Source organism: Nonomuraea sp. NPDC048881, from assembly GCF_040649795.1.
GTDB lineage: Bacteria > Actinomycetota > Actinomycetes > Streptosporangiales > Streptosporangiaceae > Nonomuraea.
On sequence record NZ_JBEZGC010000040.1, the window covers coordinates 1 to 17,167 of the forward strand.

The following is a 17,167-nucleotide window of genomic DNA, read 5'->3' on the forward strand; positions in this document are numbered from 1 at the left end:
AGGCAGTTCGTTCATGGACAGCGACTCCACGGCGGTCTCGGACATCAAGCGTCTCTTCCTTGATCATCAGATCCGCCGTTAGTTTTACAGTCCCCTAGATCGGTATTTCAGGCCCCTGACCTGTGGTTCCTTAGCCGCAGGTCGTTATTCTGTAGACCTCGATAGGCAGCTGACGGTGCCCGCGTGCAGCCGTATGGCCACGATCAGGGGCATGCGCGGGATGATCTTGATGGCGTTTCCCCAGTCCAGGCCCTAATTCTCCGCTACCCGGCCTACGGGCCCAAAGGCCGTCTGGGGGGCGGGTGTTGTGGCGTTGGAGGCCGAGCTGGTTCTTCAAGGTCCAGATGATCGCCTCGATGCGCTGACGCAGCCAGCCGGGAAACGGCAGGGCGCGTGCAGGCTCGTCTTCGCGGGTCAGCCGGATCAAGTGGTGGCCCAGATCGGCGGCGGCCTTCTCGATGCCGGCTCCGGCGAATCCCTTGTCGCACACAATCGGGCACGGCCCACCGGCTATCTGGTGAACGCGCAGCAGATACAGGGCCTGCTTGCGTTCATCGAGCGCTTTGGGGTGGGCCAGGCTGAAGCCGGCCACCACGCCGCCAGCGGTAGTGATCAGCATCAGCTTGGCACCCCAGGACAAGGCGTGGTGGGACTTGTCCATGCCGTATCCGGCAATCTCGCCCAGGCTTGACCGGTTGACCGTCACCCGTGAGGCGCCGCACCGGATCGGGGTGCCGTCCATCAGCCGCAACGGCTCGTGCCAGGTCGGGACCTGGCGTGCCGGCCACAACGCCGCCGCCGACATGGCCGGTCCCAGAGCACGCAGTTGCCGGTTGTACTGCGACTGGGACGACAGTCTGGGGAACAGATGCCCGATCCGAGAGGGCCGCCATCCGCATCCAGCGGTGTTCGTCATCACATCGCGGCAGCACTTGAGCCACTGCCACGACCAACGCCTCGGCCGGGGGTCAGCACCGGCGGACGGCCCCGCCCGCGAGGCCGTCCCCGCGAAGGCATCACGTGATCGTCCAGATAGCGATAGAGCGCGATCAGAAGGGTGTCCAAGTCTGTCTTCACACACCGCCCATGGACGCCCTTCGTCACGCCCGCAGCCGATTCCCGCATTTCACATCAGCGATCCAGGGCCTTACGAACCGCCCGCTGACGCATCCAGGACGAGCCTCGTACGCAGCAAATCCACCCGCGTTGAACGCCCGGAACCGTCGAATCAGCACCTGGCCCGCACAAGCAGACGCACCGACGACGACGGCAGTCCACCCGCCGCCGCCCGACATGAGCTCATCTCAGTCCCGGAGCCTTCTTGGGCGGCACGTGGCCAAATCTCCCTCGGGTGCTCGCATGAAACACGAAAAGGTCCATGACGCCATCGGCTTGACCCCGTCCGGTAGACGCTCCGAGGCCCGGGGAGCATCACGACAACGCCTACCGTGCGGGGGATCGCTACTTCACCGGGTGTCTGTCACTCTCGTGGAAAACCTCGATCACGCAGGTGCCCGGAGCGACGTACGCCTCGTGTTCCTGCTGGTCGCCTATGTCGAAGAACTGGCCAGCCGTCCAGACACGCAGTTCTCCCTCAACCTTCAACTCCACCCGGCCGCTCAGGACGACGCCGAGTTGCGGGCCATGCTGGTGTGGTGGAACAGTGCCGCCGTCGGCGAAGGTCCAGAAGACGACCTGGCCGACGTCGCCACGGACGGTGGTCGCCTTCGCGCCGGGGAAGCTGACGTCGACCTCGGGCAGGTCGTGGATCCATGCGGGGTACACGGTCACCTGCTCTCCGAGAAGAGCCGCTCGTTGCGGATCTTCGCCCATGCCAGGGAGTGCGCGATCCCTTCGGCCAGGCTGTAGCGCGGCTTCCATTCGAGGAGTTCGCGGGCGCGCTCGCTGCGGGTGAAGGCTCCTACGACGTCCCCGGGTCTCCGATCGGTTTCGATCCCGGCCAGCGGCGTCGGCGCTACCTGGTTGAAGGCGTCCAGCAGTTCGCGGACGGTGGTGCCGGTCCCGGTGCCCACATTGATCACCAGCGACGGCTCGCGGAGGAGCGCGTCGAATCTCGACACGGCGGCGATGTGCGCGCCGGCGAGGTCCCAGACGTGGATATAGTCGCGAATGCCGGAGCCGTCGCGCGTCGGGAAGTCGGTGCCGGTGATGGTGAACGGCTCGCCCGCCTCCCATGCCTGGATCATCTTGCCCAGGGCGTGGGAGGGATTACGGATCTGGAGGCCCGTCCGCATTTCGGGGTCGGCGCCGATCGGGTTGAAGTAGCGCAGGGACAGCACCTTCAGCGGTTCTGCGGCGGCGATCTCTGCGAGCATGGCCTCGCAGACGGACTTGGTGCGGGCATACGGGCTCTGCGGGTCGATGCCGGAGTTCTCGTCGACGGTGAAGTCGGCATCCGGCTGGTAAATCGACGCTGAAGAGCTGAATATCAGCTTCTGGCAGCCGTTGCGGATGAGGCTGCCGACGAAGCGCAGGGTCTTGACGACGTTGGCCTCGTAATAGCCCCTCGGGTCGCTGACCGAGTCAGGGACCACGATCAAGGCGGCACAGTGGATCACGACCTCGATGTCCGGGTGCTCCGCGAAGATCGTGTCGACCAGCCGATCGTCGGCGATGTCACCTTCGTAGAAGATCCGGCCGGTCGTGAACTCCCTGCGGCCGGTAATCAGGTTGTCAATGAGCACCGGGACGATGCCCGCATCGAGGCAGGCGGAGGCCACCGTACTTCCGATGAATCCGGCGCCGCCGGAGATGAGGACTTTCATGGCTGCTTCTTTCTGTATGAGTGAATGATTGCCGACATATCATGTCCGCCGCTTCCATCGGCCGAGGCCAGGGCGAGCTGCAGACCCGCCGCAGCGCTCACGGGAAGGTCTAGTTCGGTCGTAGCCAGCGCATACGACAGGTCCTTGGCCAATAGCTCCAGCTTGCACTCGACGTCGTCGTGGGTGTCGAGCAGCATGTTCCTGCCCTTGCCGCCGGCGATGCCGGTCGCCCAGCCGTACCTCGCCTGGATCTCCAGGACCTGGCCGAGGTCGAGACCCAGCCGGCCGGCCAGGGTGAATGCCTCGGCGAAGGCCACCAGCATCGAACCGGCCAGCATGTTGTTGACAAGCTTGAAGGCGGTGGCCGTGCCGATGTTCTCGCCGAAGTCGTAGATCTGCTCCGTCATCGCCCTCAACATGGGCTCGGCCTCGCGCAGCGCGGTTCGCGATCCGCTGGCGAACATGACCAGGGTGCCTTCGGCCGCACGCGGGCGGCTGCCGGTCACCGGCGCGTCGAGGGGGCGCAGGTCTTGTTCCCGCGCGGCCTCCGCCCACTGCCTCACCCATGCCGGTGAAAGGGTGGAGCATTCCACCACGACCGCGCTGGGGCGGGCGCCGGTCAGCGCGCCGTCCTCGCCAAGCCATACGGCGGCGCTGGCTTCGTCGTCGGCCACCATGGAGATGATCACGTCAGCGCCGTGCGCGGCCTCGCGTGGGGTCTCCGCCCGCATCGCGCTCGATGGGGCCACCGCGTCGAGCCGGGCGGGGGTGCGGTTGAACAGCCGGAGCTCGAAACCGGTCCGGTGCAGGTGGTGGATCGTGCTGCTCGCCATGACGCCCGCGCCGAGGATGGCCACGGTCGGTTCAGCCCGCATGGCGGATCACCACATAGTCTGCGCAGTGGCGCACGCCGAAGTTGTGCGCGCTCAGCAGCCGGTAGTAGTCGCGCCTGAGAGTGAAGAGATCTTCCGTGATCCTGGCCGGGGCCTGTGCCGACAGGCTGGCGAGGCGATCCGCGGCCCGCAGCGACGCCTCTTCCTCGGCGATGTCCCTCCTGCTCGCGCGCTGCCAGATCCGGGACAGCAGACTGATGGCTGTTGCGTCGCCGGTCTCCGCGATCACATGCGCGAGTGGCATGGACATCTGGTAGCTGTTCATCAGCCCGTCGAACTCGTCGATCCGTGCCTCGATCGCTCCGAGCAGCCCGGCCGTGTCCAGTCTGGCTGAAGGTCCGAGGAAATAGGCCGCCGCGCACGCAACGAGTCGACGGTGTCCGCCCGGCAGATCCGGCTTGAGCCCGAGTTCCCTGGCTTTGATCAGCGCGTCGATCGTATCCCGGTCCACGACTGGCGAGAGCAGTTCGCCGTGTCGACGGATGTCGCCGTAGGCTACCGGGCCGGTCAGAGCCGGCGAGAGCGCGCACCTGAGCCCTTCGAGGGCGAGCTTGGTAGCGATGTCGCGGGAGTCGTTCTGCAGGAGCCCGGCGAAGAAGGCGTTGCTCATCGCGTGGACGAATACCTCGAACATCTCCTGCGGCGCTGCCGATCGCCTGCCTATGGCGGGGACAGCCAGCTGCTCGACGATCGGGTCGGCGAGCGCAGCGAGCAGGTCATGGCCGAACATGCCGCGCACCGACGGAAGCCGGTCGAGTTGGACAGTGAAGACCGAGGTGTCGATCAGGGGAAAGCCCGCTTGCAGCGCGTCCTTCAGCTTGGCCTCGATGAGCAACCCCTCAGCCCGGCTCTCGGTGACCAGGACGAGGTCGACGTCCGAGCCAAGCGTGCAGGCGCCGCCACCGGTCACCGCGGGCTCCCGGCGGGCCAGCGACCCGGAGATGTACAGGTTGCGTGGGGATCCCGGGATGTCCAGCAGGAGCTGCCGGGCCTCGGCACGGTAGTGATCCAGTTCCCGGCTCACCGTCCGTCTGGCTGTCGCGGGCACGAAACATGAGTGGGCGAACCAGTCGGTGCTCACTTTCTCCCCTCCATGACGAGTGCTGTGATCTCGGCGCAGGTCGCGAGGGGCAAGCGGGCGATCAGCCGCAGGCAGTCCGCGAAGGCCTGGAGGAACGCGGCGGCGCCGTCCTCTGTCCATGCCTCGTCTTCCCACTGCATGAACAGGTGCGGGGCGGGTCCGTTCACATTTGCCCATACCCCCACGCCTGGCCGGAGCGACGGGACGAAGGTGTCGTCGACTCGCGAGACCTCCAGGCCGTCCAACGGGAGCGGGTCTTCCGCCCACCAGTTCGTGTCGAGGTAAAGCCACGGACGCCAGCGCAACCCCGCCTCGCGCCCCGGCTGCAAGTGCGCAACGAGCAGCGGTAGCGGGATGAGGTGATCGATCGTGTCGAAGACGGTGTCACGGGCGGCGGCGAGGAGATCCCGGGAGGTGCTCCCCGAGTCGATCCGGGTCCGGAAGACACCCAGGTTGGAGAACCAGCCGATGGCGCTGTCCGCCTCTTGGGTCGGCAGGGACACCGGGCCCACTACACCCACCACGGTCCGGCCGGTGGTGGCGAACACCGCCAGCTGCAGGGCAGTGAGCACGCCGATATGCAGGCTGGCCGCGTTGGCCGCGCAACAGCGGCGCAGGTCGTCGACGACCTCGGGGGTTACAGGGAGTGTCAGGCACGCCGCCCGTTCGCGGCCGCGGGCGGGCTCGCGCATCCCGGCGAGCCTGATCTCAGGCACGGCCTCCAGCGGGTCCAGCCGCCTACGCCAGAATGCCAGCCGCGCCTCCAGCCCGGCTCCGGCCAGATCCATCCGTTCGCGTTCCGCCCAGGTGAAGAAGTCAGGAGCGGACTCACCGGCCGGCCGGCCGGTGTTATAGGCGGCGGAGATCTCCGCCAGGACGCGGTCGAAGGACTGCCCGTCGCACACGAGGTGCTCAGCAGTCAGGACGAAGCGGGCGCTCGTCTCTCCCGACCACACCAGCAGCCCGCGCAGCTTGTAGTCGCCCTCCAAGTCGAAGAGCCTGTCCATCTCGGCCTTCGTCAGCTCGTCGAGCCCGAGGGCACTGTCGGCGAGCTGCATCTCCCGCAGCACCTCGTCCGGCGCCTCGGCGGGCAGCACCCGCCCATACGGCTCGCCGTCCACCTCACGATGGAAGGTCGTCCGCAGCGCGGAGTGCCGTCGGATCACCCCCTGTACGGCACGCCGCAATGCCAAGGCCGAGACGGGCCCTTCGAAATCGAAGGCAGTAGCGACATGGTGTGCCTCCCGCTCGCGCCCCGCGAACACGGTGGCGTCCCGTTCGAGACGCCGGATCTGGTTGTACGACAACACGATCCGGTCAGACGCCATGAGGTCCCTCCTCGATCAAGGGATAGGCACGGCCGCGCGCGACGACCAGGACGATCGCGGCGAGGCGGGTAAGGTCGCCCAGGGGGTTACCGGCAACGAGCACAAGATCGGCGGCTTTGCCCGGCTCGATCGTGCCGACGGTGGCGCCGAGGCCGATGGCCTCGGCCGTGACCGAGGTGGCCGTCTCGATGATGTCGAGCGGGCTCATCCCGAGGTCCAGGAGAGGAAGCAGGCTCGCCGCGTAGGAGTCGAATGGCGTGTTCCGTATGCCGGCGTCGGTCCCGGTGATCAGCGCCACGCCGAGCGCGCGCATCGCGGTGAGGTGCGCCTTCCGCGCGCTCCACGGGACCTTGCCGTCTTCGCGGCAGGAGTTGGGGCTGAGGGTCGGGCACACCGCGGCGCCGTTCCCTGCCAGCAGCGCGGCGCTCGCCTCGACGAAGCGGAGCGCGCCCTGTTCGAACCAGGTGCAGTGCTCCACCGTCCGGACGCCGGCCGCCGCCGCGATCTCGATCCCCTCCGGAGAGTGGGCGTGCGCTGCCACGGGGAGGCCGAGCCGCCCGGCCTCGGTGACGGCGTGGGCCACCAGGTCGGCGGTGAACTGGGGCCGGTTGGGATCGGAGCCGACAGTCATGAAGCCGCCGGTTACCATGATCTTGATCCAGTCGACGCCCTCGGCGGCCATGGCCTGGATGGCACGGGAGAGGTCCGCAGCACTCGTGCAGGTGGCGCCCATCACTGCGCAGTGCCCTCCCGGACTGGTCAACGGCCGACCGGCGACGGCGAGGCGAGGCCCCGGCGCCTTCCCCGTGGCCAGCAGCTTCTTCACCTCGGTGGCCAGGCTCGCTGGAGCGCCCAGGTCCCGCGCGGTGGTCACCCCGCTCATCAGCAGTGTGCCCGCGTTGCGCACCATGAGGGCGGCAAGCTCGGCTCCTGACCGTTCCTCCATCGTGCCGATGGGGTGACTACCGGCGTCGAGGGCGAGGTGGACGTGTGCGTCCACGAATCCGGGCATCAGGGTCCCGCCGGGAAGGTCCACCACGGGGAGCAGCGGGAGCCCATCGCGCGGCCCCACCCATTCGATCGTCCCTTCGTTCACGATGACGGCGCTGTCAGGAAGGACCTGCCCCCCTGCGCCGACAATCGTCCGGGCGGCCGCGAGGGCGTAACGGGCACCGAAGTCAGCTCTGTACGGCATCGCGCTCCCCCAGATCAGCGGGTGCATAGAGGCACCAGACCATGGTGGGCTGGAACACGCGGACGATTCGCAGGCTGGGGAATCGCTCGACCACATCGACAGAGCCCACGCAGGCGTGCACAGTGCCTTCGCCGGCCAATTGGACAGCCTCTGGCTTGGAGCGGACGAACCGGGTCGCGTGGGTGGGCAGGTGTTCGCGGGCGAATCTCCAGGTGGCCGAATGTAGGGCCACGACGTGCGGTCCGGCCTCGGTGGCACGCTCGCGGTTGACGGCGATGCACAACGGGCGAATCTTCCCGTGCCACACATGCGCGAGCCGTAGCTGCGGCTCGTAGCGGAAGTGCAGGTCGACCCAGGTGTCTCCCATGCCGCCGCCCTCGCGATCCACGTATCCCGCGGGGATGAGCGCCAGGGTCTCGTTCGCGAGCGCGTAATCCATGGCGTGTGGAAAGGACGGTTGTAGGACGACCTGCGAAAAGTGCCGCCGGGCTTCGCGCTCGGAGTCGGTGCCCGCCGGCCCCAACGTGGCGATCGGCCGTTCCACGGCGTGGGGTAAAGCTACGTCAGACAATGCCACGCTGGCACTCCATTCGTGGGACTACCAAGATCAAACGGGCGGTACCATATCACGCTGTAATGCTGTACACATTATGTGGAATTCAGTATTCGCCTCTGCGTGAGGTGGGCACGGAAGGGAATCCGATGGCTGAAGGCCAGTTCGTCGTCGTCCGCAATGACGAGGGGCGTCACGCCTTATGGGCGGCCAATACGGCCCCACCCCCCGGCTGGCGTCCGTCAGGCGTGACCGGCCCGGCTGAGGAGTGCCTGGCTCACGTGGACGCCCTCTGGACGATGACGCGTCCCACTCCGCAATCCGCCCCCGGAGAGACCGTCATCTCACTCTTCGAAGACCAGGTACGGTCGACGCCTGACCTGATCGCCGTCTCCATCGGTGACGAGGAGGTCTCCTACGCGGAGCTGAGTGCCCGCGCCGACAGTCTGGCCGTGACGCTCAAGGCGCGCGGAGTGGGGCCGGACATCCCGGTGGCACTGGAGATCGACCGCTCGCTGGAACTGGTCGTCGCCATCCTGGGCGTGCTCAAGGCCGGCGGCGCGTACGTGCCGATCGATCCCGGCTACCCGGCCGAGCGCAGAAGCTACATGCGGACCGACTCGGGCGCGCGCATCCTGCTCACCGCCGATGACATCCGCCGCTCCGCCGGTTCCCCGCCCGAGCAGCTCCCCCTGCCCGACCCGGCCGCCTTCGCGTACGTCATCTACACCTCAGGCTCCACCGGCCGGCCGAAGGGCGTCGCCGTGGAACACCGCTCGCTGGTCTCCCGGATCACCTGGATGCGCGAGCGGTTCGCCCCGCGCCCGGGCGACCGGATGTACCAGCACGCCTCGGTCAGCTTCGACGCGCACGCCGAAGAGATCTTCCCCTGCCTCACCTCGGGCGCCACGCTCGTCCTGCCGCCCCAGGGGCAGGACCTGCCTGATCTGCTCGCCGCCGGGATCGACCTGACGGTGCTGGACCTGCCCACTTCCTATTGGCAGGGCTTGATCGGCGTCTCCTGGCCAGAGCGCCTGAGGCTGGTCATCCTCGGCGCCGACCCGCTCCGTGGCGCCGCCCTGACCACGTGGTACGACAGCGTCGGCCGGGACGTCGAGCTGATCAACACCTACGGCCCCACCGAGGCGACGATCATCGCCACGGCCGCCACGCTGAGCCCGGCCGAGGCAGGAGGCAGACCGCCGATCGGGTTCCCGCTCACCGACACCCGGGTCTACGTGCTCGATGAGACGCTGGCGAAGGTCCCGACCGGCGCAGAAGGCGAGCTCTGCATCGCCGGAGCAGGGCTGGCGCACGGCTATCTCAACAACCCCGGGCTCACCGCGCAGCGCTTCGTGCCCGACCCGTACGGACCGCCCGGCACGTACATGTACCGCACCGGCGACCTGGCCAGGACCCGCGAGGACGGCGCGTTGGAGTTCGTCGGTCGCGTGGATGGCCAGATCAAGGTCAGAGGCTTCCGAGTCGAGCCGGGCGAGGTGGAGATCCGGCTGCTGGAGCATCCCGCGGTCAGGCGCGCGATCGTGGTGGCACGGCATGACGCGCTGGTCGCCTACGTGGTCACCGCCGGCGAGGTGACCGGCGAGGAGCTGAAGGTGCACGTCGGAGCGACACTGCCGAGCCACATGGTGCCCAGCGCGGTGAGCTTCCTGGCGGAGATGCCGCTCACCCTGTCCGGCAAGATCGACCGGGACGCGCTTCCCGACCCGTCCGCTCCTCTGGACAGCGCCCTTCCTGCCACGCCCATGGAGGAGAAGATCGCCGCCATCTGGGCGGAGCTCCTGGGCCTGGAGCGAGTCGGCGTGCTGGACGACTTCTTCGCCCTCGGCGGGCACTCCCTCGTCGCCACAAAGCTGGCGGTCTGGCTCACCCCGCTCGCTGGGCGGCACGTCTCGATGCGCGCGATCTTCGACAACCGCACGGTCCGCGATCTCGCCGCCTATGTGGAGGAAGGCGGAGAGCATGTCGGCTGAGGAACGGCTCGGCACCTACGTGGTCAACCTCAAGCGCAGGCCCGACCGCCGCGAGCGGATGACCAGGCAGCTCCCGGCCGAACTGGCGGCCGAGTTCACCTCCGACTGGGACGGCCCGTTCGACGGGGCCGACCTCGATCGCGGACGCCTCGAAGCGCTGGGTGTCGAACTGTTCCCTTGGCAGATCGAATCCCACAACCCCTGGTGGAACCGTACGCTCAAGTACGGCGAGGTCGGCTGCACGCTCAGCCACCTGGCCTGCTGGGAACGCGGGCTGGCGTCCGACGCCTCCGTCTTCCTGATCCTCGAAGACGACGCGATCCTCGTGGACGGATTCCTCTCCCGGCTTCTGGCGGGCATCGAGGCGATCTCCCAGCACGGGCGGATCGGCCTGACCTATCTGGCCCGCTGCCCCATGGAGGCCGACCGCGCCGCCTGGCCGGGATTCGTCCGGCCAGGCTTCAGCTACTGCACGTGGGGCTACCTCCTCGACCGGCAGGCGGCGAGCGCGCTCGTCGACGCTCACGTGGAGAAGGCCGTCATCCCGGTGGACGAGTTCCTGCCGGCGATGTACATGGACCACCCGCGAGCCGACGTCAGAGCCCGATTCCCCAAGGCCATCGATGCCTTGGCCTTCGCCCCCCCGCTGCTCGAAGACCTGTCCGCGGACCTCTCCGACAGCGACACCGAGGCGTCCTCGGCTGCGGAGCGCTAGTGGACTTCTCACGCAGATGGAGCACGGCCGCACCGGGCGTCATCCCTCTGACCATCGCCGACATGGACTTCGCACCCGACCCGGCGATCGTGACCGCGTTACAAGAACGGTTGCGGCATCCGCTGGTCTACCCGCAGCCCTATTCAACCAGCGGTGTCGCCCAGGACATCGGCGACTACTACCGCCGAACCCATCGGGTCGACGTGCCGGTAGAACGGATCCGAATCTTCGCCAGCACCGCAGCCGCGATGTATGTGATCTTCGATCGGGTGCTGGAGGCGGGTGACGAGGTGCTCTACTTCGCACCCTCCTACCACCACCTTCCCGACTCGGTCACCGCAGCGGGCGGGCGTGCCGTACCAGTGGAGTTGCACCCTTCAGAGGGCTTCGACCCTGAGAAGTTACGGAGCCGGATAGGACCACGCACCAAGGCGGTGCTCATCTGCAATCCGCACAATCCGACCGGGCATCAGTTCTCCCGCGAGCAATTACGCGACCTCGTCGCGGTGGCGGCCGAGCACGACCTGCTGATCGTCGCCAACGAACTGCACTCCCGGCTATCCCACGACGGGGCCTTCGTCCCGCTGAGTTCCGTCGAAGGCGTCTCCCACGACCGCCTCATCACACTGTCCGGCGCCACCAAGTCGCACAACCTCTCCGGACTGGGCGGCGCCTTCGCCTTCTCCCTGGGCGAGACCCTCATCCCACGGCTCTGGGCCGAGCTGGCGGGACGGCTGCCGAGTCCCGGCGCGCTGGCCCAGACGGCCCTGTCGTGCGCCTACCGCGAGGACAGCCCCTGGCTGCGAACAACCCTCGACGTGCTCGGCGGCAATAGGCGCATGGTGTCGCGGCAGTTCAGAGAGAACCTGCCCGCAGTGCGTTTCCTGGAGCCCGCGGCCACTTACTTCGCCTGGCTGGACTTCTCGGCCCTGCGACTGGAGGGCGACGCAGCAGAGGTTGTTCAGGACGCCTGCCGGGTCGCACTCCTGCCGGGTGCCGAGTTCGGCGCTCCCGCCGCCTTCGCGCGGATGACGTTCGCCAGCACGCCGGACACGCTCCAGCTCGCTCTCACCCGGCTCATCGAAGGGCTTTCCCCATGGCATTCGTGACGGTCGACAGCCTCGTCAAGGAGTTCAGACGGCCAAAACGACAGGAGGGTTTCCTCAAGCGCCTGCTGAACAGGGAGTACACCGTAACCCGCGCGGTCGACGACGTCTCCTTCTCCGTGCACGAGGGCGAGCTGCTTGCGCTGCTCGGCGGGAACGGCGCCGGCAAGTCCACCATCATGAAGGCCCTCACTGGTGTGCTGACTCCCACGTCGGGCATGGTGGAGGTGGCGGGACTGACTCCCTGGCGACACCGCAGGGCGTACGTGCCGCGAATCGGCGCGGTCTTCGGGCAGCGCTCGGCCCTGTGGTGGGACCTGCCGCTCATCGACTCCTTCAAGATCATTAAACGGCTGTACGAGATCCCCACCGAGGTCTACGCCGACAATCTCGCGCGGCTCGTGGAACTGCTCGACATGGACTCGTTCCTGCGGACGCCGGTGCGCTCGCTCTCTCTCGGGCAGCGCATGCGGGGCGAGTTCGCCGCCGCGCTGATCCACGAGCCGTCGATCCTCTTCCTCGACGAGCCGACCGTGGGCCTCGACATCGTGGCCAAGCGCCAGATCCGCGCCTTCGTCGCCGAGATCAACCGGACCAAGAAGGTGACGGTGATCCTGACCTCGCACGACATCGACGACATCGAGAACCTGGCCGAGCGGGTCGTCCTCCTCGACGAGGGCGTCGTCGCCTACGACGGTGACCTGCATGAACTGAAGACCCGCTATGCGCCGCACCGAATCCTCACAGTACGCCTGGCCGACGAGTCCGCTGTGACTCTGCGGCGCGCAGAAGTGGGCGTCCGCCAGGACGGATCTGTGGTGGAGGTCAGATTCGATCCCACGACGGTGGCCACCTCGGACCTGATCGACGAGATCAACCGGCATTACAAGATCGCCGACATCACGATCACCGACACCGAACTCGAAGACGTGCTCGCCCGCTTCTACAGCCGCGCGGACGGGTGACCGATGAAGACATGGACGCTCGCCGGCGCCTGGGCGCGATCCCATTCTCAGCACCGGCTCGACATCTGGGCCCGCTCCCTCCTGCCGCTGCTGCAGATCTACGTGCTGATCGAGATCTGGTCCGGGGCCGTCGACGACAGCCGGATATTCACCTACCTCTGCGTCGTCAACATGCTCATGTGGCTCAATCAGTCGACGATCCCCTGGTACATCACCGACCGCATCCGGGAGGGGACGATCACGACAGAGCTCATGCGGCCGGTGGGCTTCCCCGCGCAGGTCCTCAGCCACCAGATGGGCTCCACGGCGGCGCGGGCCACTGCCCTGATCGGGATGATCCCGCTCACGGTCCTCCTGGCCGGTCTGCGGGCTCCCGCCTCTCCGACAGCCGGCGTCCTCTTCGCGGCAGGCGCACTCCTGTCCTACGCGGTAAGCGTGGGCATGTACGGGCTGCTCGGCGTCGCCGGCTTCTGGCTGCACCAGACGAGCGGCGTCGTCTGGACCTTCAGCCTGGTGAACGCCCTGCTTGCCGGGACGTTCATCCCACTGCCACTGTTTCCGGCGGGTCTGCGGGAGGTCGTCGAACTACTCCCGTTCGGAGCCGTCGGTTACACCCCAGCCGCGGTCTATGCGGGAATGCTCGACGGCTGGCCGGCCGTACGCGCGATCGGCGTACAGGCCATTTGGTGTGCTGTCCTGGCCGCGGCCATCGCAGTCGTCTGGCGCAGGGCCCAGCACAGAGTCGTGAGCCAGGGCGGCTGAGATGCGACGGTCGTTGAACATCTGGTGGACGCTGGCGGGTGCCGCCCTGCGCAGCGGCATGCAGTATCGGGGGAATTTCCTCCTGGCCCTTGTCTCGGGTGTGCTCTACAACGCTGCTTCCTTCGCGCTGATCTGGATACTCGGCGCCCGGCTCAACGTGGTCGAGGGATGGAGGTTCGAGGAGCTGTCCTTCCTGTTCGGGCTGCGGCTGGCCGCGCACGGCCTGTGGATCCCTTTCCTCGGAGCCGTCTCCAACCTGGAGCAACTGGTGCGCAGTGGCAGCTTCGACAGCTACCTGCGGCGACCCGCCAGCCCGCTGGTCCAGGTGGCGACCTCCCAGGTGAGCATCGATTCCCTGGCCGAGCTCGGGCTCGGCGTCGCCGTACTCGCCTGGGCGAGCGGGCAGACGAAGATTGACTGGTCGGCGGGGTCGCTGCTCTTCCTGATCGCCGCCGTCGTGGGAGGCGCGCTGGTGGAATCCTCCATCCAGATCGTGCTGGCGTCCCTGGCCTTCTCCGAGGTCAACTCCCGGCAACTGCGGACCAGCCTCGACCAGATGATCACAACGGTCGGCGGCTATCCCGTAAGCCACTTCGACGCCTTCGGCAAGATCCTTTTCATGAGCGCCGTCCCGATCGCCTTCATCTCCTTCGTGCCTGGCGTCGTGCTGCTGGACAAGCCGAACGCACTGCCCATCCCCTCCTGGCTCGGCCACCTCGCGCCCGCAGTCGGGGCCGCGCTGTTCTGCGCGGCGATCAGATTCTGGAATCTGCAGCTCAGGCGCTACCGCAGCAACGGTGGATGACCCGTGGAAAGGACCTCATGAAGATCGCGATGATCTCACCCGTCTGGCTCAGAACCCCGCCTGTCGCCTACGGCGCGGTCGAATCGCTGGTGAGCCTGCTCGTGGAGGAACTGGTGGCGAGGGGGCACGACGTGACCCTCTACGCCTCCGGTGACTCGATCACTACAGCGAAGCTGCGCAGTTACCACGACCGGGCGCCCGGATGGGACAACGCGGCGCAGAACGGCCTCTTCGAGCTCATGCACGTCCTGACGGCGTACCAGGACATCGAGGAGTTCGACGTCGTCCACGACCACAGCGATCCCCTCGGCCCTGCGATCGGCGCCTACGCCAACACGATCCGCCCAGTGGTCCACACCGTGCACGGGCCACCCGCCTCGCGGTGGTATCGCCCGATCTACACTGCCATCCACCGGCGAATCAACCTCGTGGCCATCAGCCGGGCGCAGCAGCTTGTGAGCCCCGAGCTGCGGTACGCCGACATGATCCATCACGGACTCCCGCTGGATCGCTTCTCCTTCTCCGAGGAGAAGGACGACTACACGTTCTACATCGGCCGGATGGACGCCGCCAAGGGACTCCACCTCGCGATCGAGGCGACACGCAAGGCGGGCCGGAAGCTGGTGGTCGCCACGAAGGCCGTCGAATCGGAGGCAGAGCGCGCCTACTTCGAAGACGTCGTCACGCCCCTGCTCGGGCCCGACGTCGAACTTGTGGGCGAGGTCGGCTTCGCGGAGAAGGTCGAACTCTACAAGCACGCCGCGTGCACCATTGTGCCCACCAACTGGGAAGAGCCTTTCGGGCTCACCGCGATCGAATCCCTCGCCTGCGGCACTCCCGTGGTCGCGCTCAGACGCGGCGCGACCGCCGAGATCGTCAAGCAAGGAGTCAACGGATACCTGGCCGACGATCCGGCGCAAATGGCCGTCTTCATCGACCGGGCCGATGAGATCTCGGCCCTGGACTGCCGCCGCGATGCGGAGTCCAGGTTCTCCCTGTCACTGATGGTCGATCGACACGAACAGCTTTACCGACGACTGGAGTCCTCGCATGGGAGCTGAGCGCGTACCGCTCTCCTACAACCAGGTCCGGCGGCTGAAACGGGATGCGATGTTCTCCTCCAGGGAACCGCACCACATCTCCGCCGTCTTCGACGGCGAGGGCGAACTGTCCGAAACCGCCATGCGGCAGGCGATCCGCGATGTCATCGCCCGGCATGAAGCCTTGCGGACGGCCTTTCGCACGGCCTCCTACGGGGCTGAACCGTACGGGCTGCTCCTGCCCGTCGAGCCCCGCGCGGACCTCCTGCTGATCGCCGAGTCCGGTTGCCTCGAAGACCTCACCAGGCAGGCCACCAACGCGCTCTTCGACCTGGAGCACGACTACAAGCTCAGAGTCACCCTCGTACGGCGGACGCCCGGCGCATGGCGGCTGATCGTCACGGTGGAGCACCTCATCTGCGACGGGCAGTCCTTCGACCGGGTCTTGGCCGACCTCGCCACCGCCTACAACGCCCGCCTGGCGGGCGACGAACCCTTCCATGATCTCGTGCCTGGTTTCGCCACCTGGGCGGAGCAGGAGCGGGCCGCCTTGGATGGACCTCTGCTGGAGGCTCACCTCGCGTTCTGGCGCACCCGCCTGGATCCGTTGGAGGCGATCCCCGAGGTCCGACTGGCCGGCATGGCGGAGCCATCGTCCATACCCGCCGAGCTCGCCGGCGCGCGGATGGACCTGCCCGGCGTTGGGGAACTGCGCGCCCTGTGTGCCAGGAACGGTGTCAGCCTTCACACCGGGATGCTTGCCTGCCTCAAGCTCGCTGTCTTCGCTGTCGGCCGGCAGTCAGTGGTCGGAGTCGTGGGTCCCGTCTCCCTCCCGTCCGACGATCGGGGCAGGGCGGTTGGCTGGTTCTCCAACCTCGCGGTCTTCCGCAGCCGGATCGACCCCGCGGCGAGTGCCGAGGGCCTGCTGCGAGCCACTCAGCAAACGGTCTTCGACACGCTTGACCACCTCATCCCGCTGCCATTGCTGGTCCAGCACCTCCAGCCGGAGCGAGACAAGGTCGCGGGCTGGCGCCCGTGGCTCTATTTCGACTCGGACTGGTGGGAGGAGGATCCACTGCCGCTCAACGGGGCAGAGCTGGCCCGCGTCGACGAGGCCTGCACGCCCGCACTGCGTCCGGGCGTGGGCTTATGGGCCAACGGCAACGCGCCCATCCCACACGTGTACATGCAGTGGGAGGCTGAGGTGTGGCCAGAGGCCGAGGCGCACGCCTTTCTCAGCGCCTTCGTCGCCGCCGTCGGGCTACTCGCTCGCTCCCCCGACGCCACCTGCGCTGAACTGGCCAGAACCCTCGCAGGGAGCGAGTCTTGACCAGCCGCGCCGTGACCTTCGGCCGGTACACCCTGCTCACCCGGGCGCACCTCGCGACGCTGGAGACGATTCTCCAACGGTGGCCGGCGGTGACGGTGGGGATCCTCGAACACCTCGAGAGTCCGGTGCATGCCGAGCTCCATCTGTCGCACGCGGAGAAGTGGGCGGCGCATGAGGAGTTCTACCAGATGTGCACGAAGAACTGGGCACCGGCTCGCAATCCCTTCTCCGCCGAGGAACGCGCGAGCATCTGGCAGGCGGCCATCCGCGCAAGTTCGCTCGCCGACCGGGTGCGGACGCGGGTGATCCCTCGCCCCGAACTGCACCATGCTGCCTTCAACTGCGCGTTCCCCGCCGATGAGTACGACCTGGTCTTTCCGGCGCCGACTCCGGCCTGCGGCGACTTCGACCAGGCCAGGAACGCCACCTTCGGAGAACTGCTGGCGCGGCCCGTACACGAGGTGCGTCCCCCATTCGTCACCCACACCACCGACATCCTGCGCGAGGTGGCCAAGGGACGGTCGTGGGAGGAGTTCCTGGCGCCGGGGATACATCGGCTCTTCCTTGCCATGAACGGGCCAGAACGACTGGCGCGCCGGATGTCGACCTTCTGA

Annotated in this window: 17 protein-coding genes and 1 pseudogene; 10 read left to right on the top strand and 8 right to left on the bottom strand. The window is 67.4% G+C overall.

What is annotated here, in order from left to right:
- Nucleotides 1-130 precede the first annotated feature (130 nt).
- The 8 genes from AB0C33_RS50540 to AB0C33_RS50575 form a co-directional block, all read right to left on the bottom strand.
- Entirely contained in the window at nt 131-805 is a 675-nt protein-coding gene (locus AB0C33_RS50540) for a transposase (protein WP_358302825.1), read from the bottom strand.
- Nucleotides 806-1,461: 656 nt separating this feature from the next.
- Complete coding sequence (locus AB0C33_RS50545; RefSeq protein WP_358302829.1) at nt 1,462-1,791, bottom strand: cupin domain-containing protein; 330 nt, start codon at nt 1,789-1,791, stop codon at nt 1,462-1,464.
- Nucleotides 1,788-2,786: a UDP-glucose 4-epimerase GalE gene (gene galE / locus AB0C33_RS50550; RefSeq protein WP_358302832.1), complete on the bottom strand. Its 999-nt coding sequence runs from the start codon at nt 2,784-2,786 to the stop codon at nt 1,788-1,790. Before galE ends, AB0C33_RS50545 begins: the two co-directional genes overlap by 4 nt.
- Nucleotides 2,783-3,661 carry an NAD(P)-dependent oxidoreductase gene (locus AB0C33_RS50555; RefSeq protein WP_358302835.1) on the bottom strand — a complete coding sequence of 293 codons (879 nt, stop codon included), beginning with the start codon at nt 3,659-3,661 and terminating at the stop codon, nt 2,783-2,785. Before AB0C33_RS50555 ends, galE begins: the two co-directional genes overlap by 4 nt.
- On the bottom strand, nt 3,651-4,760 hold the full coding sequence (locus AB0C33_RS50560; protein WP_358302838.1) for a hypothetical protein: 1,110 nt from the start codon (nt 4,758-4,760) through the stop codon (nt 3,651-3,653). Before AB0C33_RS50560 ends, AB0C33_RS50555 begins: the two co-directional genes overlap by 11 nt.
- Nucleotides 4,757-6,088, bottom strand: a complete 1,332-nt coding sequence (locus AB0C33_RS50565; protein ID WP_358302840.1) for a condensation domain-containing protein — start codon at nt 6,086-6,088, stop codon at nt 4,757-4,759. The genes AB0C33_RS50560 and AB0C33_RS50565 overlap by 4 nt, the downstream gene beginning before the upstream one ends.
- Nucleotides 6,078-7,310: an amidohydrolase family protein gene (locus AB0C33_RS50570; protein ID WP_358302843.1), complete on the bottom strand. Its 1,233-nt coding sequence runs from the start codon at nt 7,308-7,310 to the stop codon at nt 6,078-6,080. Before AB0C33_RS50570 ends, AB0C33_RS50565 begins: the two co-directional genes overlap by 11 nt.
- A complete protein-coding gene (locus AB0C33_RS50575) occupies nt 7,267-7,860 on the bottom strand; it encodes a hypothetical protein (RefSeq protein ID WP_358302846.1) in 594 nt (197 codons plus the stop codon). The genes AB0C33_RS50570 and AB0C33_RS50575 overlap by 44 nt, the downstream gene beginning before the upstream one ends.
- Before the next feature lie 125 nt (nt 7,861-7,985).
- Here AB0C33_RS50575 and AB0C33_RS50580 point away from each other — a divergent pair.
- The 10 genes and pseudogenes from AB0C33_RS50580 to AB0C33_RS50625 form a co-directional block, all read left to right on the top strand.
- Nucleotides 7,986-8,111 (top strand): annotated as a pseudogene (locus AB0C33_RS50580) (MbtH family NRPS accessory protein); the annotation flags it as partial.
- Between the two features lie 6 nt (nt 8,112-8,117).
- Complete coding sequence (locus tag AB0C33_RS50585) at nt 8,118-9,830, top strand: non-ribosomal peptide synthetase (protein ID WP_358302901.1); 1,713 nt, start codon at nt 8,118-8,120, stop codon at nt 9,828-9,830.
- The gene (locus AB0C33_RS50590) at nt 9,820-10,545 is read left to right on the top strand and encodes a glycosyltransferase family 25 protein (RefSeq protein WP_358302849.1); all 726 of its coding nucleotides are present in this window, start codon (nt 9,820-9,822) and stop codon (nt 10,543-10,545) included. The genes AB0C33_RS50585 and AB0C33_RS50590 overlap by 11 nt, the downstream gene beginning before the upstream one ends.
- Nucleotides 10,545-11,654, top strand: coding sequence for an aminotransferase class I/II-fold pyridoxal phosphate-dependent enzyme (locus AB0C33_RS50595; RefSeq protein WP_358302852.1), 1,110 nt, complete (start codon nt 10,545-10,547; stop codon nt 11,652-11,654). Before AB0C33_RS50590 ends, AB0C33_RS50595 begins: the two co-directional genes overlap by 1 nt.
- Entirely contained in the window at nt 11,642-12,616 is a 975-nt protein-coding gene (locus tag AB0C33_RS50600; protein ID WP_358302854.1) for an ATP-binding cassette domain-containing protein, read from the top strand. Before AB0C33_RS50595 ends, AB0C33_RS50600 begins: the two co-directional genes overlap by 13 nt.
- 3 nt (nt 12,617-12,619) lie before the next feature.
- Nucleotides 12,620-13,378: an ABC-2 family transporter protein gene (locus AB0C33_RS50605; RefSeq protein WP_358302857.1), complete on the top strand. Its 759-nt coding sequence runs from the start codon at nt 12,620-12,622 to the stop codon at nt 13,376-13,378.
- Nucleotides 13,379-13,391: 13 nt separating this feature from the next.
- Entirely contained in the window at nt 13,392-14,183 is a 792-nt protein-coding gene (locus AB0C33_RS50610) for an ABC-2 family transporter protein (RefSeq protein WP_358302859.1), read from the top strand.
- Nucleotides 14,184-14,200: 17 nt separating this feature from the next.
- Entirely contained in the window at nt 14,201-15,244 is a 1,044-nt protein-coding gene (locus AB0C33_RS50615; RefSeq protein ID WP_358302862.1) for a glycosyltransferase family 4 protein, read from the top strand.
- The gene (locus tag AB0C33_RS50620; RefSeq protein ID WP_358302865.1) at nt 15,234-16,553 is read left to right on the top strand and encodes a condensation domain-containing protein; all 1,320 of its coding nucleotides are present in this window, start codon (nt 15,234-15,236) and stop codon (nt 16,551-16,553) included. Before AB0C33_RS50615 ends, AB0C33_RS50620 begins: the two co-directional genes overlap by 11 nt.
- Complete coding sequence (locus AB0C33_RS50625) at nt 16,550-17,167, top strand: hypothetical protein (RefSeq protein ID WP_358302868.1); 618 nt, start codon at nt 16,550-16,552, stop codon at nt 17,165-17,167. The genes AB0C33_RS50620 and AB0C33_RS50625 overlap by 4 nt, the downstream gene beginning before the upstream one ends.